At 63.2% G+C, this 20,550-nt stretch carries 18 protein-coding genes; 16 read left to right on the forward strand and 2 right to left on the reverse strand.

The features are described from left to right. Positions 1–64: 64 nt before the first annotated feature. The 14 genes from ispG to BUE39_RS05300 all read left to right on the forward strand — a co-directional run bounded on the left by ispG (position 65) and on the right by BUE39_RS05300 (position 16,300). Positions 65–1,396 carry a flavodoxin-dependent (E)-4-hydroxy-3-methylbut-2-enyl-diphosphate synthase gene (gene ispG, locus BUE39_RS05235; protein ID WP_073427588.1) on the forward strand — a complete coding sequence of 444 codons (1,332 nt, stop codon included), beginning with the start codon at positions 65–67 and terminating at the stop codon, positions 1,394–1,396. A 20-nt stretch (positions 1,397–1,416) separates the two neighbouring features. After that, on the forward strand, positions 1,417–2,757 hold the full coding sequence (gene hisS, locus BUE39_RS05240; protein WP_073427589.1) for a histidine--tRNA ligase: 1,341 nt from the start codon (positions 1,417–1,419) through the stop codon (positions 2,755–2,757). 64 nt (positions 2,758–2,821) lie between these two features. Further along, positions 2,822–3,451 (forward strand): YfgM family protein, encoded by a 630-nt coding sequence (locus BUE39_RS05245; RefSeq protein WP_073427590.1) that lies wholly within the window; start codon positions 2,822–2,824, stop codon positions 3,449–3,451. Positions 3,452–3,526: 75 nt separating this feature from the next. Then, positions 3,527–4,672: an outer membrane protein assembly factor BamB gene (gene bamB, locus BUE39_RS05250; RefSeq protein ID WP_073427591.1), complete on the forward strand. Its 1,146-nt coding sequence runs from the start codon at positions 3,527–3,529 to the stop codon at positions 4,670–4,672. A gap of 423 nt (positions 4,673–5,095) precedes the next feature. Further along, the gene (gene der / locus BUE39_RS05255; RefSeq protein WP_073427592.1) at positions 5,096–6,433 is read left to right on the forward strand and encodes a ribosome biogenesis GTPase Der; all 1,338 of its coding nucleotides are present in this window, start codon (positions 5,096–5,098) and stop codon (positions 6,431–6,433) included. 143 nt (positions 6,434–6,576) lie between these two features. After that, positions 6,577–6,813, forward strand: a complete 237-nt coding sequence (gene hfq, locus BUE39_RS05260; protein ID WP_006051315.1) for an RNA chaperone Hfq — start codon at positions 6,577–6,579, stop codon at positions 6,811–6,813. A 30-nt stretch (positions 6,814–6,843) separates the two neighbouring features. Further along, positions 6,844–8,067 (forward strand): GTPase HflX, encoded by a 1,224-nt coding sequence (gene hflX, locus BUE39_RS05265; protein ID WP_176035720.1) that lies wholly within the window; start codon positions 6,844–6,846, stop codon positions 8,065–8,067. Between the two features lie 49 nt (positions 8,068–8,116). After that, positions 8,117–9,481, forward strand: a complete 1,365-nt coding sequence (gene hflK / locus BUE39_RS05270; RefSeq protein ID WP_073427594.1) for an FtsH protease activity modulator HflK — start codon at positions 8,117–8,119, stop codon at positions 9,479–9,481. 12 nt (positions 9,482–9,493) lie between these two features. Beyond that, positions 9,494–10,396, forward strand: a complete 903-nt coding sequence (gene hflC, locus BUE39_RS05275; protein ID WP_073427595.1) for a protease modulator HflC — start codon at positions 9,494–9,496, stop codon at positions 10,394–10,396. 44 nt (positions 10,397–10,440) lie between these two features. Beyond that, positions 10,441–10,632: a DUF2065 domain-containing protein gene (locus BUE39_RS05280; RefSeq protein ID WP_007181354.1), complete on the forward strand. Its 192-nt coding sequence runs from the start codon at positions 10,441–10,443 to the stop codon at positions 10,630–10,632. Between the two features lie 200 nt (positions 10,633–10,832). Continuing rightward, on the forward strand, positions 10,833–11,984 hold the full coding sequence (locus BUE39_RS05285; RefSeq protein ID WP_073427596.1) for an ATP phosphoribosyltransferase regulatory subunit: 1,152 nt from the start codon (positions 10,833–10,835) through the stop codon (positions 11,982–11,984). 202 nt (positions 11,985–12,186) lie between these two features. After that, a complete protein-coding gene (locus BUE39_RS05290; RefSeq protein ID WP_073427597.1) occupies positions 12,187–13,533 on the forward strand; it encodes an adenylosuccinate synthase in 1,347 nt (448 codons plus the stop codon). A 3-nt stretch (positions 13,534–13,536) separates the two neighbouring features. After that, complete coding sequence (locus BUE39_RS05295) at positions 13,537–14,127, forward strand: phosphoribosyltransferase (protein WP_073427598.1); 591 nt, start codon at positions 13,537–13,539, stop codon at positions 14,125–14,127. Positions 14,128–14,413: 286 nt separating this feature from the next. Beyond that, on the forward strand, positions 14,414–16,300 hold the full coding sequence (locus BUE39_RS05300; protein ID WP_073427599.1) for a potassium transporter Kup: 1,887 nt from the start codon (positions 14,414–14,416) through the stop codon (positions 16,298–16,300). A 201-nt stretch (positions 16,301–16,501) separates the two neighbouring features. On the opposite strand, the gene BUE39_RS05305 is transcribed toward BUE39_RS05300, so the two are convergent. Beyond that, positions 16,502–18,853, reverse strand: coding sequence for a Tex family protein (locus tag BUE39_RS05305; RefSeq protein WP_073427600.1), 2,352 nt, complete (start codon positions 18,851–18,853; stop codon positions 16,502–16,504). Positions 18,854–18,989: 136 nt separating this feature from the next. Further along, positions 18,990–19,274, reverse strand: a complete 285-nt coding sequence (locus BUE39_RS35110) for a hypothetical protein (RefSeq protein WP_167363268.1) — start codon at positions 19,272–19,274, stop codon at positions 18,990–18,992. Between BUE39_RS35110 and BUE39_RS05315 the strand changes: the two genes are divergently transcribed. Further along, a complete protein-coding gene (locus BUE39_RS05315; protein ID WP_235004808.1) occupies positions 19,273–20,160 on the forward strand; it encodes a hypothetical protein in 888 nt (295 codons plus the stop codon). The two genes, BUE39_RS35110 and BUE39_RS05315, sit on opposite strands and share 2 nt — an antisense overlap. Positions 20,161–20,288: 128 nt before the next feature. Further along, positions 20,289–20,507 carry a DUF465 domain-containing protein gene (locus BUE39_RS05320; RefSeq protein ID WP_073427603.1) on the forward strand — a complete coding sequence of 73 codons (219 nt, stop codon included), beginning with the start codon at positions 20,289–20,291 and terminating at the stop codon, positions 20,505–20,507. Positions 20,508–20,550: the final 43 nt, after the last annotated feature.

Raw genomic sequence — 20,550 nt, forward strand, 5'->3', positions numbered from 1 at the left:
CAACAGGCCTGCGGCGCTTTTTCAATTCAGGCGCGACGTCTTTTGCGTGGCGCATGCGGCGTAAATGGGTCTTTCGATGCAATCCGAAGCTCAATCCCAATCCAGTAGCAAGATAGTTTCGAACGAGCCGGTGTTCGGCGGCCAGGCGGCGCGGCGCAAGTCGCACGCGGTGGACGTCCGTTGGGGCGGCCAACTCGTCACGATCGGCGGCGATGCGCCGGTGCGTATCCAGTCGATGACCAATACGGACACCGCTGACGCTATCGGCACCGCGATCCAGATCAAGGAGCTGGCGCAAGCCGGTTCCGAACTGGTGCGCATCACCGTGAACACGCCGGAAGCAGCCGCGGCCGTGCCGGCCGTGCGCGACCAGCTCGACCGCATGGGCGTGTCCGTGCCGCTCGTCGGCGATTTTCACTACAACGGTCATTTGCTGCTGCGCGATTACCCGGCGTGCGCGGAGTCGCTGTCGAAATACCGTATCAATCCGGGCAACGTCGGTCACGGCGCGAAACGCGATACGCAGTTCGCGCAGATGATCGAAGCGGCGGTGAAGTACGACAAGCCGGTGCGTATCGGCGTCAACTGGGGCAGTCTCGATCAGGACCTGCTCGCGAAGATGATGGACGAAAACGCCGCGCGCTCCACGCCGTGGGAAGCGCAGAGCGTGATGTACGAAGCGCTGATCCAGTCGGCGATCGGTTCCGCCGAGCGCGCGGTCGAACTCGGTCTCGCGCGCAACAAGATCATTCTGTCGTGCAAGGTCAGCGGCGTGCAGGATCTGATCGCCGTGTACCGCGAACTCGCGCGCCGTTGCGAATTCGCACTGCATCTCGGCCTGACCGAAGCGGGCATGGGTTCGAAAGGCATCGTGGCGTCGACGGCGGCGTTGTCCGTGTTGCTGCAGCAAGGCATCGGCGACACGATCCGCATTTCGCTGACGCCTGAACCGGGCGCGTCGCGCACGGGCGAAGTGATCGTCGGCCAGGAAATTTTGCAGACAATGGGACTGCGTTCGTTCACGCCGATGGTGATCGCGTGCCCCGGTTGCGGCCGGACCACGAGCACGCTGTTCCAGGAATTGGCGTCGCAAATCCAGACGTATCTGCGCACGCAGATGCCGGTGTGGCGCGACCAATATCCTGGCGTCGAAAAGATGCACGTCGCGGTGATGGGCTGCATCGTCAACGGACCGGGCGAATCGAAGCAGGCGAACATCGGCATCAGTTTGCCGGGGTCGGGCGAAAATCCGGCCGCGCCGGTGTTCATCGACGGCGAGAAGGTCAAGACGCTGCGCGGCGAGAACATCGCGCAAGAATTCCAGCAAATCGTGAGTGACTACGTCGAGCGCCGCTACGGTCGTGTCGAAGCAGGTCGCGCCGAAGCACTCAATTAAACATCGTCGAACGAATACAGATGACTGAACAGAAGAAAAAGCTCGACAAGCTGTCGGGCGTGAAGGGTATGAACGACATCCTTCCGCAGGAAGCCGGGCTGTGGGAATTTTTCGAAACGACCGTCAAATCGTTGCTGCGTTCGTACGGATATCAGAATATCCGTACCCCGATCATCGAGCATACGCAGTTGTTCAAGCGCGGTATCGGTGAAGTGACCGACATCGTCGAAAAAGAGATGTACAGCTTTACCGACGCATTGAACGGCGAAAATCTGACAATGCGCCCGGAGAACACCGCGGCGGTCGTACGCGCGGCGATCGAACACAACATGCTGTACGACGGGCCGAAGCGTCTGTGGTACATCGGCCCGATGTTCCGTCACGAGCGTCCGCAGCGCGGCCGCTATCGCCAGTTCCACCAGGTAGGCGTGGAAGCCTTGGGCTTTGCCGGTCCGGACGCCGACGCCGAAATCATCATGATGTGCCAACGCCTGTGGGACGACCTCGGCCTGATGGGCATCAAGCTCGAAATCAATTCGCTGGGTCTCGCCGAAGAACGCGCCGCACATCGCGTTGAATTGATCGCGTACCTCGAAAAGCACATGAACGTGCTGGACGAAGACGCGAAGCGCCGTCTCTATACGAACCCGCTGCGCGTGCTGGACACGAAGAATCCGGCCCTGCAGGAAGTCGCTCGGAACGCGCCGAAGCTGATCGATTTTCTCGGCGAGGAATCGCGCGCGCACTTCGAAGGTCTGCAGCGCATTCTGAAGGCGAACAACATTCCGTTCACGATCAATCCGCGTCTCGTGCGCGGTCTCGATTATTACAATCTGACCGTGTTCGAATGGGTCACCGACAAACTCGGCGCACAAGGCACCGTGGCGGCGGGCGGCCGTTATGATCCGCTGATCGAACAGCTCGGCGGCAAGGCGACGGCCGCGTGCGGCTGGGCGATGGGTATCGAGCGCATTCTCGAATTGCTGAAGGAAGAAGACCTCGTGCCGGAAGACGAAGGTTGCGACGTGTACGTGGTCCATCAGGGCGACGCGGCACGCGAGCAGGCCTTCATCATCGCCGAGCGTCTGCGCGATACGGGTCTCGACGTGATCCTGCATTGCAGCGCCGACGGTCAAACGGCCAGCTTCAAATCGCAGATGAAGCGTGCCGACGCGAGCGGCGCGGCCTTCGCTGTAGTGCTCGGCGAAGACGAGATCGCCAACGGCACGGTCGGCGTGAAACCGCTGCGCGATACCAATGCTAGCGGCGGTAAAAACGAGCAACATAACGTGCCGGCCGAAGACTTGACCGAATTTCTAATCAATGCGATGGTTGCAACCGCCGAAGACGGCGACGACTGATCGCGATGTCGTTGGGCCCTGGCTCGACACGCACACGTTTCAAGAAAGAGGAAATCGCCGGGCGATGAGTTACCACGACGAACAAGAATCGATTGAAGGTCTGAAAGCATGGTGGGCGCAGTGGGGCAATGCAACCACCTGGATCGTGCTGGTGGCGCTGGTTGCCGCAGCCGGCTGGAACGGCTGGAATTTCTGGCAGCGGCGCCAGGCGGCGGAAGCAGCGGTGCTGTATGACCAGGTGCAGCAAGCCGTGGCGTCGGGCGACAAGGCGAAGATCACGCGCGTCGCCGCCGACATGGAAGACAAGTTCAGCCGCACCGCGTATGCGCAGATGACCGCGCTGGGCGCCGCCAAGGCGCTGTACGCAGCGGGCGACCAGGCGGCTGCGAAAGCGCAACTGCAATGGGTAGTCGATCATGCGAAGGACGAGGAGTTCAAGCAGATCGCCAAGCTGCGTCTCGCTTCGCTCCTGCTCGACGAGAAGGCTTACGACCAGGGTCTCGCGTTGCTCGCCGAACCGCAGTCCGACGCCTTCAAGGGCATCGTGGCGAACGGCCGCGGTGACCTGCTCGCGGCGCAAGGCAAGCGCGACGATGCGCGTGCCGCCTACAAGCTCGCGCTCGACTCGTTGTCGAAAACCGATAGCTCGGCACGTCAGTTGATTCAGTTCAAGCTGGACGCGCTGGGCGGCTGAACGCCGCGTGCAGCGCGCCGCATGCAACGACCAACCGGTCTCCTTTAATTAATCTCCTGAATGCTTCGTCCACCGATGAATCTGCTGAAACGTTACGCTGTGCCCGTTGTCTGTGCGATGACCGTTCTCGTCATGGCGGCTTGCTCATCCACGAAAGACGAGCGCCGCGAGCCGACGCCGCTCACCGAGTTCAAACCCGTGCTCGACGTGCAGCAAGTCTGGAAGACGAGCGTCGGCAAGGCGGGCCGTTACCTGTTCTCGCCGGTCGCGGTGGGCGGTGCGGTGTACGCGGCGGGCGCCAACGGCTCCGTGGCGAAGATCGACGCGCAAACCGGTAAGGACATCTGGCGCGTCAAGCTGCGCGACGATCTCTCGGCGGGTGTGGGCAGCGACGGCACGCTCACCGCGGTGGGCGGACTCAAGGGCGATGTCTACGTGCTCGGCGCGGACGGCAAGCAATTGTGGACCGCGAAGGCGCCGGGCGAAATCATCTCGCCGCCGCTCGTCGGCAATGGGCTCGTCGTCGTGCGCACGGTCGACGGGCAGATCGTCGCGTTCAACGCGCAAACCGGCGAACAGAAGTGGAATTACCGCAACCGCGCGGTGCCGCTCAATCTGCGCGTGTCGTCGGGCATGACCTTCGCGGGCGACGCAGCCGTGCTGGCCGGTTTCCCCGGCGGCGCTTTCGCCGCGATCAACCTGCAGTCGGGCGACAATTACTGGCAGACGCCGGTGTCGTATCCGAAGGGTGTGACGGAGGTCGAGCGTATCAATGACGTGACCGGTCCGCCCACGCTGGTCGGTTCGCAAACTTGCGCGGTGACTTTTCAAGGCCAGATCGGCTGCTTCGACGCGAACTCGGGCCGCGCGGTGTGGGAAAAGGCGTTCTCGAGCACGAGCGGCCTGGCGCAGGATGACCGCGCCGTGGTCGCGCCTGACGACTGGTCGGTGGTGTCGGCGTTCGACGTCAACAGTGGCAACCCGCTGTGGAAGAACGACAAGCTGAAAAACCGCGACCTTGGCGTGCCTTTCCTATTGGGCCATGCGGCGGTGATGGGCGACTACCAGGGCTACGTGCACTTCCTGTCGCGCGACGACGGCACACTCGTGGCGCGTGCGAAGACCGACGGCAGTCGAATTACCGCCGCGCCGGTACTGGCCGGCGAAACGCTGGTGGTGCAGACGCACGACGGCGATCTGTACGGCTACCGTCCGCGCTGATCGCACAGGTTTCGGCGTCAAGCGTGCGGGCCGGCTTTGCCGGCCGCACGCGTTTTTAGTGTGTAGCGGAGTCAGTAAAAAATATTCCGCCGGACTGGCTGGTCCGGCAAGTCGGATGAGAACGGCCTACTGGCCATCGGTGGCTGCTTGCGGCGCCACCTTCGGCGCGATCTTCGTCAATCGGTAGAGAATCGTATTCGAACCGACATGCGAGCCGCCGAGCAGGAAAGACTGAACCTGGCGGCCTGATTGGCGCTGCCCATACAGCCAAACCCCCGTCCACCCGGGTGCGCATATTGAGAGCGCAGCCGGAGCTGGTCGAATTCGTGATAATTTTCGTCAAACGCTGCCGTGTAGCGGCCGCATGGCGTCGCTACGCGGGCGGTCGATTTCGATCCCGCGTTTCACCGTGAACAACATCTGATGAAACCCGTTATTGCCCTGGTTGGGCGCCCCAATGTGGGGAAATCCACGCTGTTCAACCGTCTCACGCGCACGCGCGATGCACTGGTTGCCGACCTGCCCGGTCTCACTCGCGATCGCCATTACGGCGAAGGGCGCGCCGGCGATCGGCCGTATCTGGTCGTCGATACCGGCGGCTTCGAGCCGGTCGCGAAAGACGGCATCCTGCACGAGATGGCGCGTCAAACGCGTCAGGCGGTCGAGGAATCGGACGTCGTGGTGTTCATCGTCGACGGCCGCAACGGTCTCGCGCCGCAAGACAAATCGATCGCCGACTATCTGCGTAAGACCGGCCGGCCGATTTTCCTCGTCGTCAACAAGGCGGAGGGGATGAAGTACAGCGCCGTCGCCGCCGACTTCTACGAACTCGGTCTCGGCGACCCGCGCGCGATTTCCGCCGCGCACGGCGACGGCGTGACGGAAATGATCAACGAGGCGCTCGGCGTCGCGTACGCCGGCCAGCCGGAAGAGGGCGACGAAGAGAAGGCGGCGCGCGGCGTGAAGATCGCAATCGTCGGCCGGCCGAACGTCGGCAAGTCGACCTTGATCAACGCGCTGGTTGGCGAGGAACGCGTGATCGCGTTCGACATGCCGGGCACCACGCGCGATTCGATCTACGTTGATTTCGAACGGCAGGGCAAGCCGTACACGCTGATCGACACGGCCGGTTTGCGCCGCCGCGGCAAGGTGTTCGAAGCGATCGAGAAATTTTCGGTGGTGAAAACGCTGCAGTCGATCTCGGACGCCAACGTCGTGATCCTGTTGCTCGACGCTCGCCAGGATATCTCGGAGCAGGACGCGCACATCGCCGGCTTCGTGGTGGAGCAGGGCCGCGCGCTGGTGGTGGGCGTGAACAAGTGGGACGGTCTCGATCCGCATGTGCGCGACCGCACCAAGGCGGACCTCGAGCGCAAACTAAAATTTCTCGACTTCGCCAAGTTCCATTTCATTTCCGCCGCGGAGAAAACCGGAATCGGCCCGCTGATGCGTTCGGTCGACGACGCCTACGCCGCTGCGATGGCCAAGCTGCCGACGCCGAAGCTCACACGCGCGCTGATCGACGCGGTCGAATTCCAGCAGCCGCGCCGACGCGGTCCGGTGCGTCCGAAATTACGTTATGCGCACCAGGGCGGACAGAATCCGCCGATCATCGTGATTCATGGCAATGCACTCGATGCGATCACCGACACGTACAAACGCTACCTCGAAAATCGCTTCCGCGAAACTTTCAAGCTGACTGGGACTCCATTGCGAATAGAGTTCAGATCATCGACGAACCCTTACGCGGACAAAGGCTGAAACCCGCGTGCATGCTGGCTTTGGCCGCATGGCCAGGTCCCTCGCGCAAAAACGAAAATCGGCTATAGTGTAGCGGTTGACGGCGGATCTCTTTTTCCTTCGTCGTCAATTCAGTCAACCTGCAAAAAAACACGGAGTTTGCTATGAGCAACAAAGGGCAATTGTTACAAGACCCGTTTTTGAACGCACTGCGTAAAGAGCATGTGCCGGTGTCGATCTACTTGGTCAACGGCATCAAGCTTCAAGGGAACATCGAATCGTTCGACCAGTACGTCGTGTTGCTCAGGAATACGGTCACCCAGATGGTCTACAAGCACGCAATTTCTACTGTCGTGCCTGCCCGTCCGGTGAACTTCCACCCGGATTCCGAACAGTCCTAACCCCCGTCGCGGCCGGCGTAGCGTCGCCCGTTGGCGATTACTCCCGGCCGCCTCATTTTGATACCCTCCAATTTGATCAATGCAGCGCTTGTCGGCATCGACTTCGGTAAGATCGATTTCGAAGCCAGTCTCGAAGAACTCAGCCTGCTCGCGCAAAGCGCGGGCGCGAATCCCCTAGTCACCCTCACCGGGCGCCGGGCCAGTCCCGACGCCAAGATGTTCGTCGGCAGCGGCAAGGCCGAGGAACTGCGTCTCGCGTGTGAGGCGAACGACATCGAACTCGTCATTTTCAATCACGCTCTGGCACCTGCGCAGCAGCGCAATCTGGAGCAGGCGCTTAACCGGCGCGTGGTCGATCGCACGAGTCTCATCCTCGACATTTTCGCGCAACGCGCGCGCAGCCACGAAGGCAAGTTGCAGGTGGAACTCGCGCAACTGCAGTACCTGTCGACTCGGCTGATCCGCGCGTGGACTCACCTCGAACGTCAGAAAGGCGGTATCGGTTTGCGCGGCCCCGGCGAGACGCAGCTCGAAACCGATCGCCGCTTGATCGGCGAGCGCATCAAGGCGCTCAAGACGCGGCTCGAAAAATTGCGCCGTCAGCACGGCACGCAGCGCCGCCAGCGCTCGCGCAACCAGACCATGTCGGTCTCGCTGGTCGGCTACACGAACGCGGGCAAATCCACGCTGTTCAATGCGCTGACCAAAGCCCAGGCGTATGCCGCCGACCAACTGTTCGCCACGCTGGATACCACGTCGCGGCGTGTCTATCTCGGCGATGAAGCGGGACAGGTGGTGGTGTCCGATACGGTCGGCTTCATCCGCGAATTGCCTCACCAACTGGTGGCCGCGTTCCGCGCCACGCTCGAGGAAACCATTCACGCCGACTTGCTGCTGCACGTGGTCGACGCATCGAGCGCGGTGCGCCTCGACCAGATCGACCAGGTGAACGAGGTATTGCACGCAATCGGTGCGGACACCATCCGGCAAGTGCTGGTGTTCAACAAGATCGACTCGGTGCCGGAGTTGGCGGCCCGTGGCGAGGCGGTCGAGCGCGACGAGTATGGTAATATTTCGCGCGTCTTTTTGAGCGCGCGCACGGGGCAAGGTCTGGATACATTGCGCGCAGCCATCGCCGAAATCGCTACTGCCGAACCTCTTCCAGATCTTCCCGACGCCCAGGTCGATCTGTCGGAAGAAGACCGGTCGGCAGCACCGCGCGACGACCGCAAGGTCCCAGAACTCGGGCACTGACCCGTTCCAATTGCATTGACCCGCTGTCTACTCTGGTGAACGAACACAGGTGAACGATTACAACGAGCGGAGTATCTGGCTGCGCATGCGCGCCATGCTTTCACTGAACGATCCGCGCTGGGGCCGGGGCGACGGTAACGGCAATGGCGAGCGCCAACGGCCCAATGAACCCAGGCGTCCGCAGAATGGCAAGGACGGTGAAGGCCCGCCCGATCTCGACGAGATGTGGCGCGATTTCAACCGCCGTTTGAGCCGCATGTTCGGCCGCAAGGGCGGCGGTGCGGGCGGTGGCCGTTCCGACAACGGACGTGGCGCGCGCATCGGCGTCGGTATCGTGATCGGCGTGCTGATTGCGATCTATCTGGGCAGCGGCGTATTCGTCGTGCAGGACGGCCAGGCCGCCGTCGTGATGCAGTTCGGCAAATATCGCTATACCGCGGGCCAGGGCGTGCATTGGCGTCTGCCGTATCCGTTCGAGGCGCATGATCTCGTCAATATCGGCCAGATCCGCCAGGTGGAAGTGGGCCGCAACAACGTCGTGCGTCTCGCGAACGTGAAGGATGCGTCCATGCTCACGCATGACGCGGACATCGTGGACGTGCGCTTCGCCGTCCAGTATCAGGTGAAGAAGCCAACCGACTATCTGTTTCGCAGCGCCGATCCGGACCAGAGCGTGATGCAGGCCGCGCAGGCGGCGGTGCGCGGCATTGTCGGATCGCGAAGCACCAACGATATTCTCTATCAGGATCGCGAAGCGATCCGCCAGCAACTGGTGGCCGCGATCCAGCGATCCCTGGATGAATACCAGTCCGGCCTCGCCGTCACCGGTGTGACGATCCAGGGCGTGCAGGCGCCGGATCAGGTGCAGGCGGCTTTCGACGACGCCGCCAAAGTCCGCCAGGAAAACGAGCGTGCGAAGCGCGAAGCAGAGGCTTATGCCGCGGATCTCCTGCCGCGCGCGCAGGCGGACGTGGCCCGCCAGATCGACGAAGCGAAAGCGTATAGCGACAAGACAGTGGCCCAGGCCCAGGGCGACGCCGAGCGCTTCAAGCAGGTCTACGCGCAGTACTCGAAAGCGCCCGCGGTGATTCGCGAGCGCATGTACCTGGAAACCATGCAGCAAATCTATTCGAATACGACCAAGGTATTTGTGGACAGCAAGAGCGGCAACAACGTGTTGTATCTGCCGCTCGACAAGCTGGTCGAGCAGACCCGTCAGCGCGTTGCCGACGCCGCAGCCGCATCGGGCGCCACCGCCACGCCGCCAGCGCCGGGTAGTGCCGCCGCACCATCCACCGCCGCTTCCGCGCCCGCCGCGGTTGCGACGCCGGCGAGCCAGGCCGGGGCCGGCAGCGATCCATTGCGTTCACGCGACTCCTTCCGCAGCCGTACGCGCGAAGACGACGTTCAATAAGGAGCGCACCACATGAACAAGATTATTGCGCTCGTGGTTGCGGTCGTGATCGTGCTGCTCGCCGCTTCGTCGATGGTGTTCGTTGTCGATCAGCGGCATATGGCGGTGTTGTCGTCGCGTGGCGACAGCGCGCCCACGTTGCTCGGACCGGGGCTGCACGTCAAACTGCCGCCGCCGCTGCAAACGCTCACGCTGGTCGATAACCGCGTCCAGTCGCTCGATGCGCCGGACGAAGACCGCTTCGTCACGTCGGACAAAACCGATCTGCTGGCCAATCCGGTCGTCAAATACCGCGTGACCGATCCGCTGAAGCTGATCGCCGAAACGAAGGGCGACGTGCAGAGCTTGCCGGACCGGCTCGCGCTGGTGTCGCGCAGCGCGCTCGGCGATGCCTTCGCCAAATACACCCTCGCCGAGGCGCTGGCCAAACAGCGGGCCGTTGCCGACGAAGCACGCGGCGCGATGGAAAAGGCCGCGGCATCGCTCGGCGTCTCGGTGATCGACGTGCAACTGACGCGCGTCGATTTCCCGGCGTCGATGGCCGACGCGGTCTACAAGCGGATGATCGCCGCGCGCCAGGAGCTTGCCGCTGACGAACGCACGAAGGGCGCCGCCGAGGCCGGCCAGATCAAGGCCGATGCAATCGTCAAGCAGCAGGCGATTCTTGCGGACGGCTACCGTCAGGCGCAGACGATCAAGGGCGAGGGTGATGCGAAGGCGGCTGAAATCGCCGCCGCCGCGTACGGCAGCGACCCGCAGTTCTACCAGTTCTATCAAAGCATGCAGGCATACCGGAACACCTTCAAGCCAGGCGACGTGATCGTGGTCGACCCGAGCAGCGAGTTCTTCCGCTTCATGCGTGGCCCGACCGGCGCCGCGGCCCCGGACACTTCCGCGGCTGCGCGCAAACCCTGATAACCGGAACGCCGCGGCATCCGCATCGCGGCCTTTTCATTCGCATGGATATAGCCGGCTCGTTACTGCTCGCGATCGCATTGATGCTGATTATCGAGGGAATGTTTCCGTTCGTTTTTCCGAGCGCCTGGCGTGACACGTTCCGTAAAATAGCGGAACGGCCGCCGCATCAGATCCGCGTCGGCGGACTGATCGTGATGGTGCTCGGGCTGATTCTGCTGTTCATCGTGACCTGAGGCACGCGGCGCTGACGGCGCGGCGCGGCGCCAGTCGCAATCGACGCGTGTTGGCCGGAGAGGGTGATGCTGGTCCCCGTGGGTCTCTTCCGGGGTTCTCCGACGTCCTCGATAACCGCCAGAATCGAGCCGCCGTCCGCCATTCATACTCACTTACCGGCGCACCCATCCGCCGTGTTCAACGTCGTAGGACTGCATCGATGTCGATTTGGTTACTTCCCGAGAATATCGCCGACGTGCTGCCGTCGGAAGCCCGCAAGATCGAAGAGTTGCGGCGCCATTTGCTGGACCGTTTCCGCTCGTACGGCTACGAGATGGTCATGCCGCCGTTGCTCGAGTACATCGAGTCGCTGCTCACCGGCGGCGGCCACGATCTGGATCTGCGCACCTTCAAGCTCGTCGATCAGCTCTCCGGGCGCACCCTCGGCCTGCGGGCCGACATCACGCCGCAGGTCGCGCGTATCGATGCGCACTTGCTGAACCGTCAGGGCGTGACGCGTCTGTGTTACGCGGGCAATGTGGCGCATACGCGTCCGCGCGGCTTGCACGCCACGCGTGAGCAGATCCAGATCGGCGCTGAAATCTACGGTCATGCCGGTCTCGAGGCGGACCTGGAAATCCAGCAGCTGATGCTCGACGCGCTGCGGCTCGCCGGCCTCGCGAAAGTTCGGCTCGACCTGTGCCACGCCGGCGTACTCGCTGCGCTGATCGACGCCGAACCCGCCGCGGCCGAACTGGGCCAGTCGCTCTACGACGCCTTGGCAGGCAAGGACGTGCCGCGTCTGGTCGAATTGACCGCCGGTCTCACGCCGGTCACACGCGACGCATTGCGCGCGTTGCCCACGCTGTACGGCGACGCCTCGGTGCTCGAAGAGGCTCGTGCCCGTTTGCCGAACGCGCCGGCCATCGCTCGCGCGCTCGACGACCTCGCGTTCCTCGCAAGCCAGGTGACGGGCGCTGAAGTGATGATCGACCTGGCCGATCTGCGCGGCTACGCGTACCACAGCGGCGTGATGTTCTCGGCGTATGTCGACGGCGTGCCGAACGCGGTGGCGCGCGGCGGCCGTTACGACCACGTAGGCCTGGCCTACGGCCGCGCGCGCGCGGCAACCGGCTTTTCGCTCGACCTGCGCGAAGTCGCGCGCATCTCGCCGGTCGAAGCCCGTAGCAGCGCGATTCTCGCGCCGTGGCAGCACGACGACGCATTGCGAGTGAGTGTCGCCGCGCTGCGCGATGCCGGCGAAGTGGTGATTCAGGCGCTGCCCGGCCACGAGCACGATCTGGACGAATTCGCGTTCGACCGCGTGCTGGTCGAGCGCAACGGCGCATGGGTCGTCGAGCCGCGCGCGTAAGCGTTCAGGTCGAAATGTCCAAAGGGTATCTTCATCGCATTTCCGAAGGCGTCCGTAGCTTCACCGGACCCGGCGCGGCCTGGGGCCGCGTTACCTTCGGCACACTCACCCATGACGTGCATACCGTTGAGCGGAAACGGAAAAATTCGGAAGGTTCCGCGAAGATAGGTAGAATACGTTTTTAACCAGCTTACGAAACAACATGTCTGCCAGCGCAGTGAATGTGAACCCCGGGCGCAACGTCGTCGTCGTGGGGACCCAGTGGGGTGATGAAGGCAAGGGCAAGATCGTCGACTGGCTGACGGACCACGCTCAAGGCGTCGTTCGCTTCCAGGGCGGTCACAATGCCGGCCACACGCTCATCATCGGCGGCAAGAAAACCATCTTGCGTCTGATTCCGTCGGGCATCATGCATCCCGGCGTCGCGTGTTACATCGGCAATGGCGTCGTGTTGTCGCCGGAAGCGTTGTTCAAGGAAATCGGCGAACTCGAAGCCGCCGGCGTCGACGTTCAGAAGCGCCTGTTCATTTCCGAAGCCGCCACCCTGATTCTGCCGTACCACATTGCCATCGACCAGGGCCGCGAAGCGCGCCGTGGCGCGAGCAAGATCGGCACCACCGGCCGCGGCATCGGCCCGGCTTACGAAGACAAGGTGGCGCGCCGCGGCTTACGCGTGCAGGACCTGTTCGAGCCGGAAGCTTTCGCCGAACGTCTGCGTGAAAACCTCGACTACCATAATTTCGTACTCACGCAATACCTGGGCGTCGCCGCTGTCGACTTCCAGCAAACGCTCGATACGATGCTGGGTTATGCCGACCGTCTGAAGCCGATGGTCACCGACGTGTCGCGCCGTCTATACGACGAAAACGCGGCCGGCAACAACCTGCTGTTCGAAGGCGCGCAAGGCACGCTGCTCGACATCGACCACGGCACCTATCCGTTCGTCACATCGAGCAACTGCGTGGCGGGTGCAGCCACCGCAGGCGCGGGCGTGGGTCCGCAAAAGCTCAACTACATTCTCGGCATCACCAAGGCATATTGCACGCGCGTCGGTTCGGGCCCGTTCCCGAGCGAGCTGTACGACGCGGACAACGCCGCCCGTCAGGAAGCGATCGGCCTCGAACTCGCCACCGTCGGCAAGGAATTCGGTTCGGTCACCGGCCGTCCGCGCCGCACCGGCTGGCTCGACGTCGCCGCGCTGCGCCGCTCGATCCAGATCAACGGCGTGTCGGGCCTGTGCATGACCAAGCTCGACGTGCTCGACGGCGTCGACGAAGTGAAGCTGTGCGTCGGCTACACGGTCGACGGCAAGCACGTCGATCTGCTGCCGCGTGGCGCATCCGAAGTCGCGCGCTGTGAGCCGATATACGAAACCTTCGCGGGCTGGAAGGAAAGCACGGTCGGCATCAAGGAGTGGGACAAGCTGCCCGCCAATGCGCGTGCGTACCTCTCGCGCGTGCAGGAAGTCGCAGGCATTCCGATCGACATGGTGTCGACCGGCCCGGATCGCGACGAGACCATTCTGTTGCGTCATCCGTTCAAGGCTTAAGCCATGGTGCAGGGTGTACCCATGATTGCGATGAAAGATCCGCGCAACGACGACAAGAACCTGTGGGTCGGCTGGGACGAGTATCACCGGCTGATCGAACTGCTGGCGCTCGCCGTGCACGAGTCGGGCTGGAAGTTCGACAAGATCCTGTGCCTCGCGCGCGGCGGTTTGCGTGTCGGCGATCAGCTCTCGCGCATCTACGATCTGCCGCTCGCGATTCTCGCCACCAGCTCGTACCGCGAAGCGGCCGGCACGGAGCAGGGCGAACTCGACATCGCGCAATACATCACGATGACGCGCGGCGAGTTGCACGGCAACGTGCTGCTGGTCGACGACCTCGTGGACTCGGGCGTGACGCTGGCGCGCGTGCAGCAGCATCTGAAGGAACGTTACCCGGCTATCACCTCGGTGCGCTCGGCGGTGCTCTGGTACAAGGGCTGCTCGAAAGTAAAGCCCGACTATCACGTGCAGTATCTGCCCACCAATCCGTGGATTCATCAACCGTTCGAGGAGTGGGACACGGTTCGTCCGCACAACCTCGGCGCGTGGATCAAGCGCGGCACGGCGCAAGCACAGGAGTCGCCGGAGGCGTGATGCGCACTTCGGCGTCGTACCTGTCGGGTCGCACCCAGAAAACGGAGTCCGATTGGGCTCCGTTTTTTTGTGCGTGCCGTGCGCATATCACCGCGTGGCGCCTCGCCAACGGCACAATGCCACACACTGCGGACCATACGCCTCGGGCGGCAGACGCACCCATATCGCAGTGCTACACTGCGCGGACCATCCACGTGGTGTATCCACAACAAGCCGGGCGGCATCGGGCGAGCAGTTTAGAATAGCGCTCGTTTTTTCCGCTCAGGGAACGGATTTCCACACGTTTATGACAGATACCAATCACGTGCACAAACAGCCTCTGCCTTCGCTCGCGATTGCAGCGATCGGAGTGGTGTTCGGCGACATCGGCACGAGCCCGCTGTATGCGCTGAAAGAGGCGTTCAGCCCGTCACACGGTATTCCTCTCACCGAGCAATCGATCCTCGGCGTGATATCGCTGATGTTCTGGGCGATCGTGATCGTCGTCGGCGTGAAGTACGTGTGGTTCGTGATGCGTGCCGACAACAACGGCGAAGGCGGCGTGCTCGCCCTGATGGCACTGGCGCTACGCTCGCTCGAAGATAAATCGAAAATGGCCGGCTTGCTGATGATGCTCGGCATCTTCGGCGCCTGCATGTTCTACGGCGACGCGGTGATCACGCCGGCGATTTCGGTGATATCGGCGGTGGAGGGCCTCGAAATCGCCGCGCCTAATCTGTCGCATCTGGTGGTGCCGCTCACCATCGTGATCCTCGTGCTGCTGTTCTGGATCCAGCGGCACGGCACGGCGATGGTCGGGCGGCTGTTCGGCCCGATCATGCTGGTATGGTTCGCGGTGCTCGCGGTGCTCGGTATCTGGCACATCACGCAGTCTCCGAACGTGATTCGCGCACTGAACCCGTACTATGCGTACACGTTCATGGCCACGCACGTGTTGCAGGCTTATGTCGTGCTCGGCTCGGTCGTGCTGGTGCTGACCGGCGCGGAGGCGCTGTACGCCGACATGGGCCATTTCGGCGCGAAGCCGATCCGCATGGCCTGGTATGCGCTCGTGATGCCGTCGCTGGTGCTCAACTATTTCGGTCAGGGTGCGTTGCTGATGCATGACCCCAAGGCCATCGAAAACCCATTCTTTTTGCTCGCACCGGATTGGGGCGTGCTGCCGCTCGTCGTGCTGTCCACGGTGGCGACCGTGATCGCGTCGCAAGCGGTGATTTCCGGCGCGTATTCGTTGACGAGCCAGGCGATCCAGCTTGGCTACGTGCCGCGGATGAAGATCCTGCACACGTCGGAACTGGCGATCGGTCAGATCTACGTGCCGGTGGTGAACTGGATGCTGCTGTTCATCATCTTGTGCATCGTGATTGCGTTCAAGAGTTCGGATAATCTTGCCGCCGCATACGGTATTGCGGTGACGGCGACAATGGTGATCACGACCATCCTCGCGTGCGTCGTGATGGTGAACGTGTGGAACTGGAACAAGTTCCTCGTGGCGTTGATCATCGGCGTGTTCATGGTGATCGATCTAGGCTTTTTCGGCGCCAATCTGCTGAAGGTCGAGGAGGGCGGCTGGCTGCCGCTCGGTATCGGCGCGTTGCTGTTCTTCCTGCTGATGACCTGGTTCAAGGGCAGGATGATCGTCAAGGAACGCACGGCCGCCGACGGCATTCCTCTCATGCCGTTCCTGCAAGGTCTGCTCGCGCACCCGCCGCACCGCGTTTCGGGCACGGCAATCTATCTGACCGGCAGCGATACGCTCGTGCCCGTGAGCTTGCTGCACAACCTGAAGCACAACAAGGTGCTGCACGAACGCACCATCTTCCTCACGTTCGTCACGCGCGACATTCCGTACGTGAACGACGCCGAGCGCGTGACCGTCAAGGACATCGACGGCGGTCTGTATCTCGTGAAGGCCGCGTACGGCTTCAATGAAACGCCGGATGTGAAGGCCGTGCTGCTCGAGGTGGGTCGCACGCACGACATGACCTTCGAGATGATGGACACGTCGTTCTTCCTCGCGCGCGAAACCGTGGTGCCGACGCAATTGCCGGGCATGTCGGTATGGCGCGAACGGGTGTTCGCATGGATGCATCAGAACGCCGCGAAGCCGACCGACTTCTTCAGTATTCCGGCCAATCGGGTGGTGGAGTTGGGGACGAAGATCGAGATCTGACGGCGGCGCTGCCGCTGAATGTTGAGCGCCTTTATGCCGAAGGCGCGCGCAACAAAAAGCCCACGCATTTGCGTGGGCTTTTTGTTGGAGGGTCGGGTTCGTGGCGCGGCTCATCGCCTTGTCGCGCCAACGCTCAACGCATGACGCTCAGCGCGTGAACGCATTCAGCGCATGAGCGAATCACGCACCGAACGCGCGAACTTACTTCTGCTTGAGCTTGGCGAAAGCCGCGGCCATTGCGCCGCCCGTTTCCGGCTCGCGCGAGCGCGGCTGTTGCGCGCCGCGCCCGCCGCCACCCGATCGGCCAGGGCCGCCGCGGTCCTGCTGGGCACCGCTACCGCCGCGCGGCGCCGCGGCTGCGCCGAACTCGTCGGCGAGACGCATGGTGAGTGCAATCCGCTGGCGCTTCACGTCCACCTCGAGCACCTTCACCTTGACGATCTGCCCGGCCTTGACGACTTCATGCGGGTCCTTGATGAACTTGGTCGACATGGCCGATACGTGCACGAGACCGTCCTGATGCACGCCCACGTCGACGAACGCGCCGAAGGCCGCCACGTTCGTCACGACGCCTTCGAGCACCATGCCCGGCGTCAGATCGCTGACCTTCTCGACGCCTTCGCGGAACGTCGCGGTCTTGAACTCGGGACGCGGGTCGCGGCCCGGCTTTTCGAGTTCGAGCAGAATGTCGCGCACGGTCGGCAACCCGAAGCGGTCGTCGACGAATTCGCTCGGCGACAGGCCGCGCAGCGCTTCGCGATTGCCCAGCACTTCACCAACGTGCTTGTTGATTTTCGCGAGCATGCGTTCGACGACCGGATACGCTTCCGGGTGCACCGACGAGCGATCGAGCGGATTTTCGCCGTTGTTGATGCGCAGGAAGCCTGCCGCTTGCTCGAAGGTCTTGTCGCCCAAACGCGGCACCTTACGCAGATGTTCGCGCGACGGAAACGGACCGTTCGCGTCGCGATAGTCGACGATATTGCGAGCCAGCGTCGCATTCAAACCCGACACGCGGGCAAGCAGGGCGACGGAGGCGGTGTTCGCATCCACGCCGACCGCGTTCACGCAATCCTCGACCACCGCGTCGAGCGAGCGGGCCAGTTCGCGCTGGTTCACGTCGTGTTGATACTGGCCGACGCCGATCGCCTTCGGCTCGATCTTGACCAGTTCCGCGAGCGGATCCTGCAGACGGCGTGCAATCGACACCGCGCCGCGCAGCGACACGTCCATGTCGGGGAATTCCTTCGCCGCCAGTTCGGAGGCCGAGTACACCGATGCGCCGGCTTCGGACACGACGATCTTCTGCAACTTGAACTCCGGATGACGCGCGATCAGTTCGCTCGCGAGCTTGTCCGTTTCACGCGATGCCGTGCCGTTGCCGATGCTGATCAACTCGGCCTGCGTCTGCGCGCAGATGCGCGCGAGTTTCGCGATCGAGCCGTCCCAATCGCGGCGCGGCTCGTGCGGGTAGATCGTGTCGGTGGCGAGCACCTTGCCGGTGCGGTCGACCACCGCCACCTTCACGCCGGTACGCAGGCCAGGATCGAGACCGATCACGGCCTTGGGTCCAGCGGGCGCGGCCAGCAGCAAATCCTTCAGATTGCGCGCGAACACGCGAATCGCCTCGTGCTCGGCTTCATCGCGCAGATTGGTCAGCAGTTCGTTCTCGAGGTGCGGCTGCACCTTGACGCGCCAGCACCAGCGGCACACGTCGGAGAGCCACTTGTCGGCCGGACGGTTCTGATTGGCGATGCCGAAGTGGCGCGCGATCAGCGCCTCGCCCGGATGCGGCACCTGCGCGTCCAATTCCTCGCCGAGGCCCAGCTTGACCATCAGCACGCCCGCGTTGCGGCCGCGGAACAGCGCCAGCGCGCGATGCGACGGCACGGTCTTGATGGTCTCGGCGTAATCGTAGTAATCGCGGAATTTCTCTTCTTCCGCGTTCTCCTTGCCCTCGACCACTTTCGACGACACCACGCCCTGGTTGAACAGGTAGTCGCGCAGCTTGCCGAGCAGGTCCGCGGTCTCGCCGAACTGTTCCGAGAGGATGTCGCGCGCGCCGTCGAGCGCGGCCTTGACGTCGGCGACGCCTTTCTCGGCGTCCACGTAGGCGGCCGCTTCGGTTTGAGGGTCGAGCAGGGAATTGGCGAGCAACGCGTCGGCGAGCGGCTGGAGGCCGGCTTCGCGCGCGATCTGCGCGCGCGTGCGACGCTTCGGCTTGTAGGGGAGGTACAGGTCTTCCAGCACCTGCTTGCTGTCCGCGCCTTCGATCGCGCTGCGCAGCTCGTCGGTGAGCTTGCCCTGTTCGTCGATGCTGGCGATGATCGCGGCGCGCCGGTCTTCCAGTTCGCGCAGATACAGCAGGCGTTCCTCGAGATTGCGCAACTGCGTGTCGTCGAGATTGTCGGTCACTTCCTTACGGTAGCGGGCGATGAACGGAACAGTCGCTCCTTCGTCGAGAAGTTGCACCGCGGCCGCGACCTGGCGCGGCTGGACGGACAGTTCGGCGGCGATGCGCTGTACGATCTTGAGTGCTACGGTTTCCGTCATAAGGTCTTGATGTTCCTGCGGACTCAGTCTAAGGCCGCGCGCTGATTGCAGAGGCGGGGCGCGTGGAGGGCGCGTCGGGCTGCGCGCCGCGGCCTGGTTGCTAGAGCGGGGCATTTTGCCATAAATGCCGGAGGGCTCAACCGCGGGGTGATAGAATTTCGGGCATGTTCCGCTGACCTTCTACGACGTTGCCGACCTCCTTGTCATTCAACCGCCTGGGCTCCTGCTTGGTCTCTCGCTTGTCACAACCGTTGACGTTCCTGTTGCCGCATTTGCAGCCGCTCATGGCGCGACTTTTGACAGGCTCGCCGCTTAGCGCGCCGAGGTCGGCGTCGCGGTCCGCGTCCAGATTCGGGCTCGTTTCCAATGGAGTGTTTTCCGGGTCGTGCGCATCGTGCGTCATGGCGGCAATGCTCGCCATGTCCGCGCCCGCTGCGGCGCAATCCGCAGCGCCGCTGGGCAGCAGCGCGACGCTGGCGGCGAGCGGTCCCGCAGCGGCCGCCACCGCGTCAGGCGTGCAGGCAGCCGGCGCGACAGGCGGCCCGAGCGCCGTCGGCGCGGATGCGGCATCCGACACCGCATCGCTGCACAGCGCATTCGACTCGCGGCAGCGGGTCCTCGATCAGCGCTCCGAGGAAAACAACTACCGCTATGCCGTCGCCGAACACAACTGCTACAGCAAGTTCTTCGTCAACCGCTGCCTGAACAAGGCGCGCGACAGCATGCGCACCGTGCAGGCCGACATTCGCAAGGAGCAACTCGCGCTCGACGGCGAACAACGCGCGTTGCGCGCCCGCGAGCGCGACGAACGGGTAGCGCTCAAGCGCGCTCAGGACGAAGCAAGCGCGCCCGAGCGCGCGGCGCAAGACGCGCGCAACGCGCAGGCGTATGAAGAGAAGCAGCGTCAGCACGAGCTCAACCAGGCGCAGCGCAACGCCGAGGCGCCGCAGCGCAGCGCCAACGAGCAGGCGTATCAGGAGAAGCAGCGTCAGCATGCACTGGAGCAGGCGCGGCGCGGCATCAGCCCGTCGCAAGCCACAGCTAATCAGAAGGCTTACGACCAGAAGCAGAGCGACTTCCAGCGCAAACTCGAGCAGGCGCGTCAGCAGGGCGCGCAAAAGGCTCAGGAGCGCACTCAGAAGCAGCAGAGCTTCGAGAAGAAGCAGGCCGATGCCGTCCAGCACAAGGCCGACGTCGAGGCACGCCAGAAGCAGGCTGCCGAGAAAGCCGAGCAGAAGCGTCAGGAACAGTTGAAACAGCAGCAGGAACTCGAGCAGCAAAAAAAGCAGCAGCAACAGCAGCAGTAGACGTGCTGTAGTGGGCTCGCGCAAGGTAGTAGCGGGGCCGCAGCCGTCGTAACGCGTTTTAAGCCGGACAGCAACCTCAGGCATCGGGCCGCACACGCGGTCCGCGCCGCAGACGAGAGGAGGCGAGCATGCGCGATCAACATCACGTCATCGACGCGAACACACTTCGCGACCGCATTCTGCAACTGGAATCGGAGCACAGTGGGCTCGATCGTTTGATCGACCGAATGTCGGATGAGCCCGGCATCGACGACTTCGAGTTGCAGCGCCTGAAAAAGCGCAAACTTAAGGTCAAGGACACCATCATCTTGCTGCAATTGCAGCTCGAACCGGACGCACGCGCCTGAGTTCGCGGCCTGGCAGGCGCCGGGCGCGCGCCGCGCGAGCCGG

Origin of the sequence: Paraburkholderia terricola (assembly GCF_900142195.1) — a bacterium.
In the GTDB taxonomy this organism is placed as follows: domain Bacteria; phylum Pseudomonadota; class Gammaproteobacteria; order Burkholderiales; family Burkholderiaceae; genus Paraburkholderia; species Paraburkholderia terricola.

Coding starts and splice junctions, on each gene's coding strand:
- BUE39_RS05305 (WP_073427600.1), bottom strand. CDS start 18,853: ATGACGGAAACCGTAGCACTCAAGATCGTACAGCGCATCGCCGCCGAA.
- BUE39_RS35110 (WP_167363268.1), bottom strand. CDS start 19,274: ATGGCGAGCATTGCCGCCATGACGCACGATGCGCACGACCCGGAAAAC.
- ispG (WP_073427588.1), top strand. CDS start 65: ATGGGTCTTTCGATGCAATCCGAAGCTCAATCCCAATCCAGTAGCAAG.
- der (WP_073427592.1), top strand. CDS start 5,096: ATGAAACCCGTTATTGCCCTGGTTGGGCGCCCCAATGTGGGGAAATCC.
- BUE39_RS05285 (WP_073427596.1), top strand. CDS start 10,833: ATGTCGATTTGGTTACTTCCCGAGAATATCGCCGACGTGCTGCCGTCG.
- BUE39_RS05300 (WP_073427599.1), top strand. CDS start 14,414: ATGACAGATACCAATCACGTGCACAAACAGCCTCTGCCTTCGCTCGCG.
- bamB (WP_073427591.1), top strand. CDS start 3,527: ATGAATCTGCTGAAACGTTACGCTGTGCCCGTTGTCTGTGCGATGACC.
- hisS (WP_073427589.1), top strand. CDS start 1,417: ATGACTGAACAGAAGAAAAAGCTCGACAAGCTGTCGGGCGTGAAGGGT.
- BUE39_RS05245 (WP_073427590.1), top strand. CDS start 2,822: ATGAGTTACCACGACGAACAAGAATCGATTGAAGGTCTGAAAGCATGG.
- hfq (WP_006051315.1), top strand. CDS start 6,577: ATGAGCAACAAAGGGCAATTGTTACAAGACCCGTTTTTGAACGCACTG.
- hflC (WP_073427595.1), top strand. CDS start 9,494: ATGAACAAGATTATTGCGCTCGTGGTTGCGGTCGTGATCGTGCTGCTC.
- BUE39_RS05280 (WP_007181354.1), top strand. CDS start 10,441: ATGGATATAGCCGGCTCGTTACTGCTCGCGATCGCATTGATGCTGATT.
- BUE39_RS05295 (WP_073427598.1), top strand. CDS start 13,537: ATGGTGCAGGGTGTACCCATGATTGCGATGAAAGATCCGCGCAACGAC.
- BUE39_RS05315 (WP_235004808.1), top strand. CDS start 19,273: ATGTCCGCGCCCGCTGCGGCGCAATCCGCAGCGCCGCTGGGCAGCAGC.
- BUE39_RS05290 (WP_073427597.1), top strand. CDS start 12,187: ATGTCTGCCAGCGCAGTGAATGTGAACCCCGGGCGCAACGTCGTCGTC.
- BUE39_RS05320 (WP_073427603.1), top strand. CDS start 20,289: ATGCGCGATCAACATCACGTCATCGACGCGAACACACTTCGCGACCGC.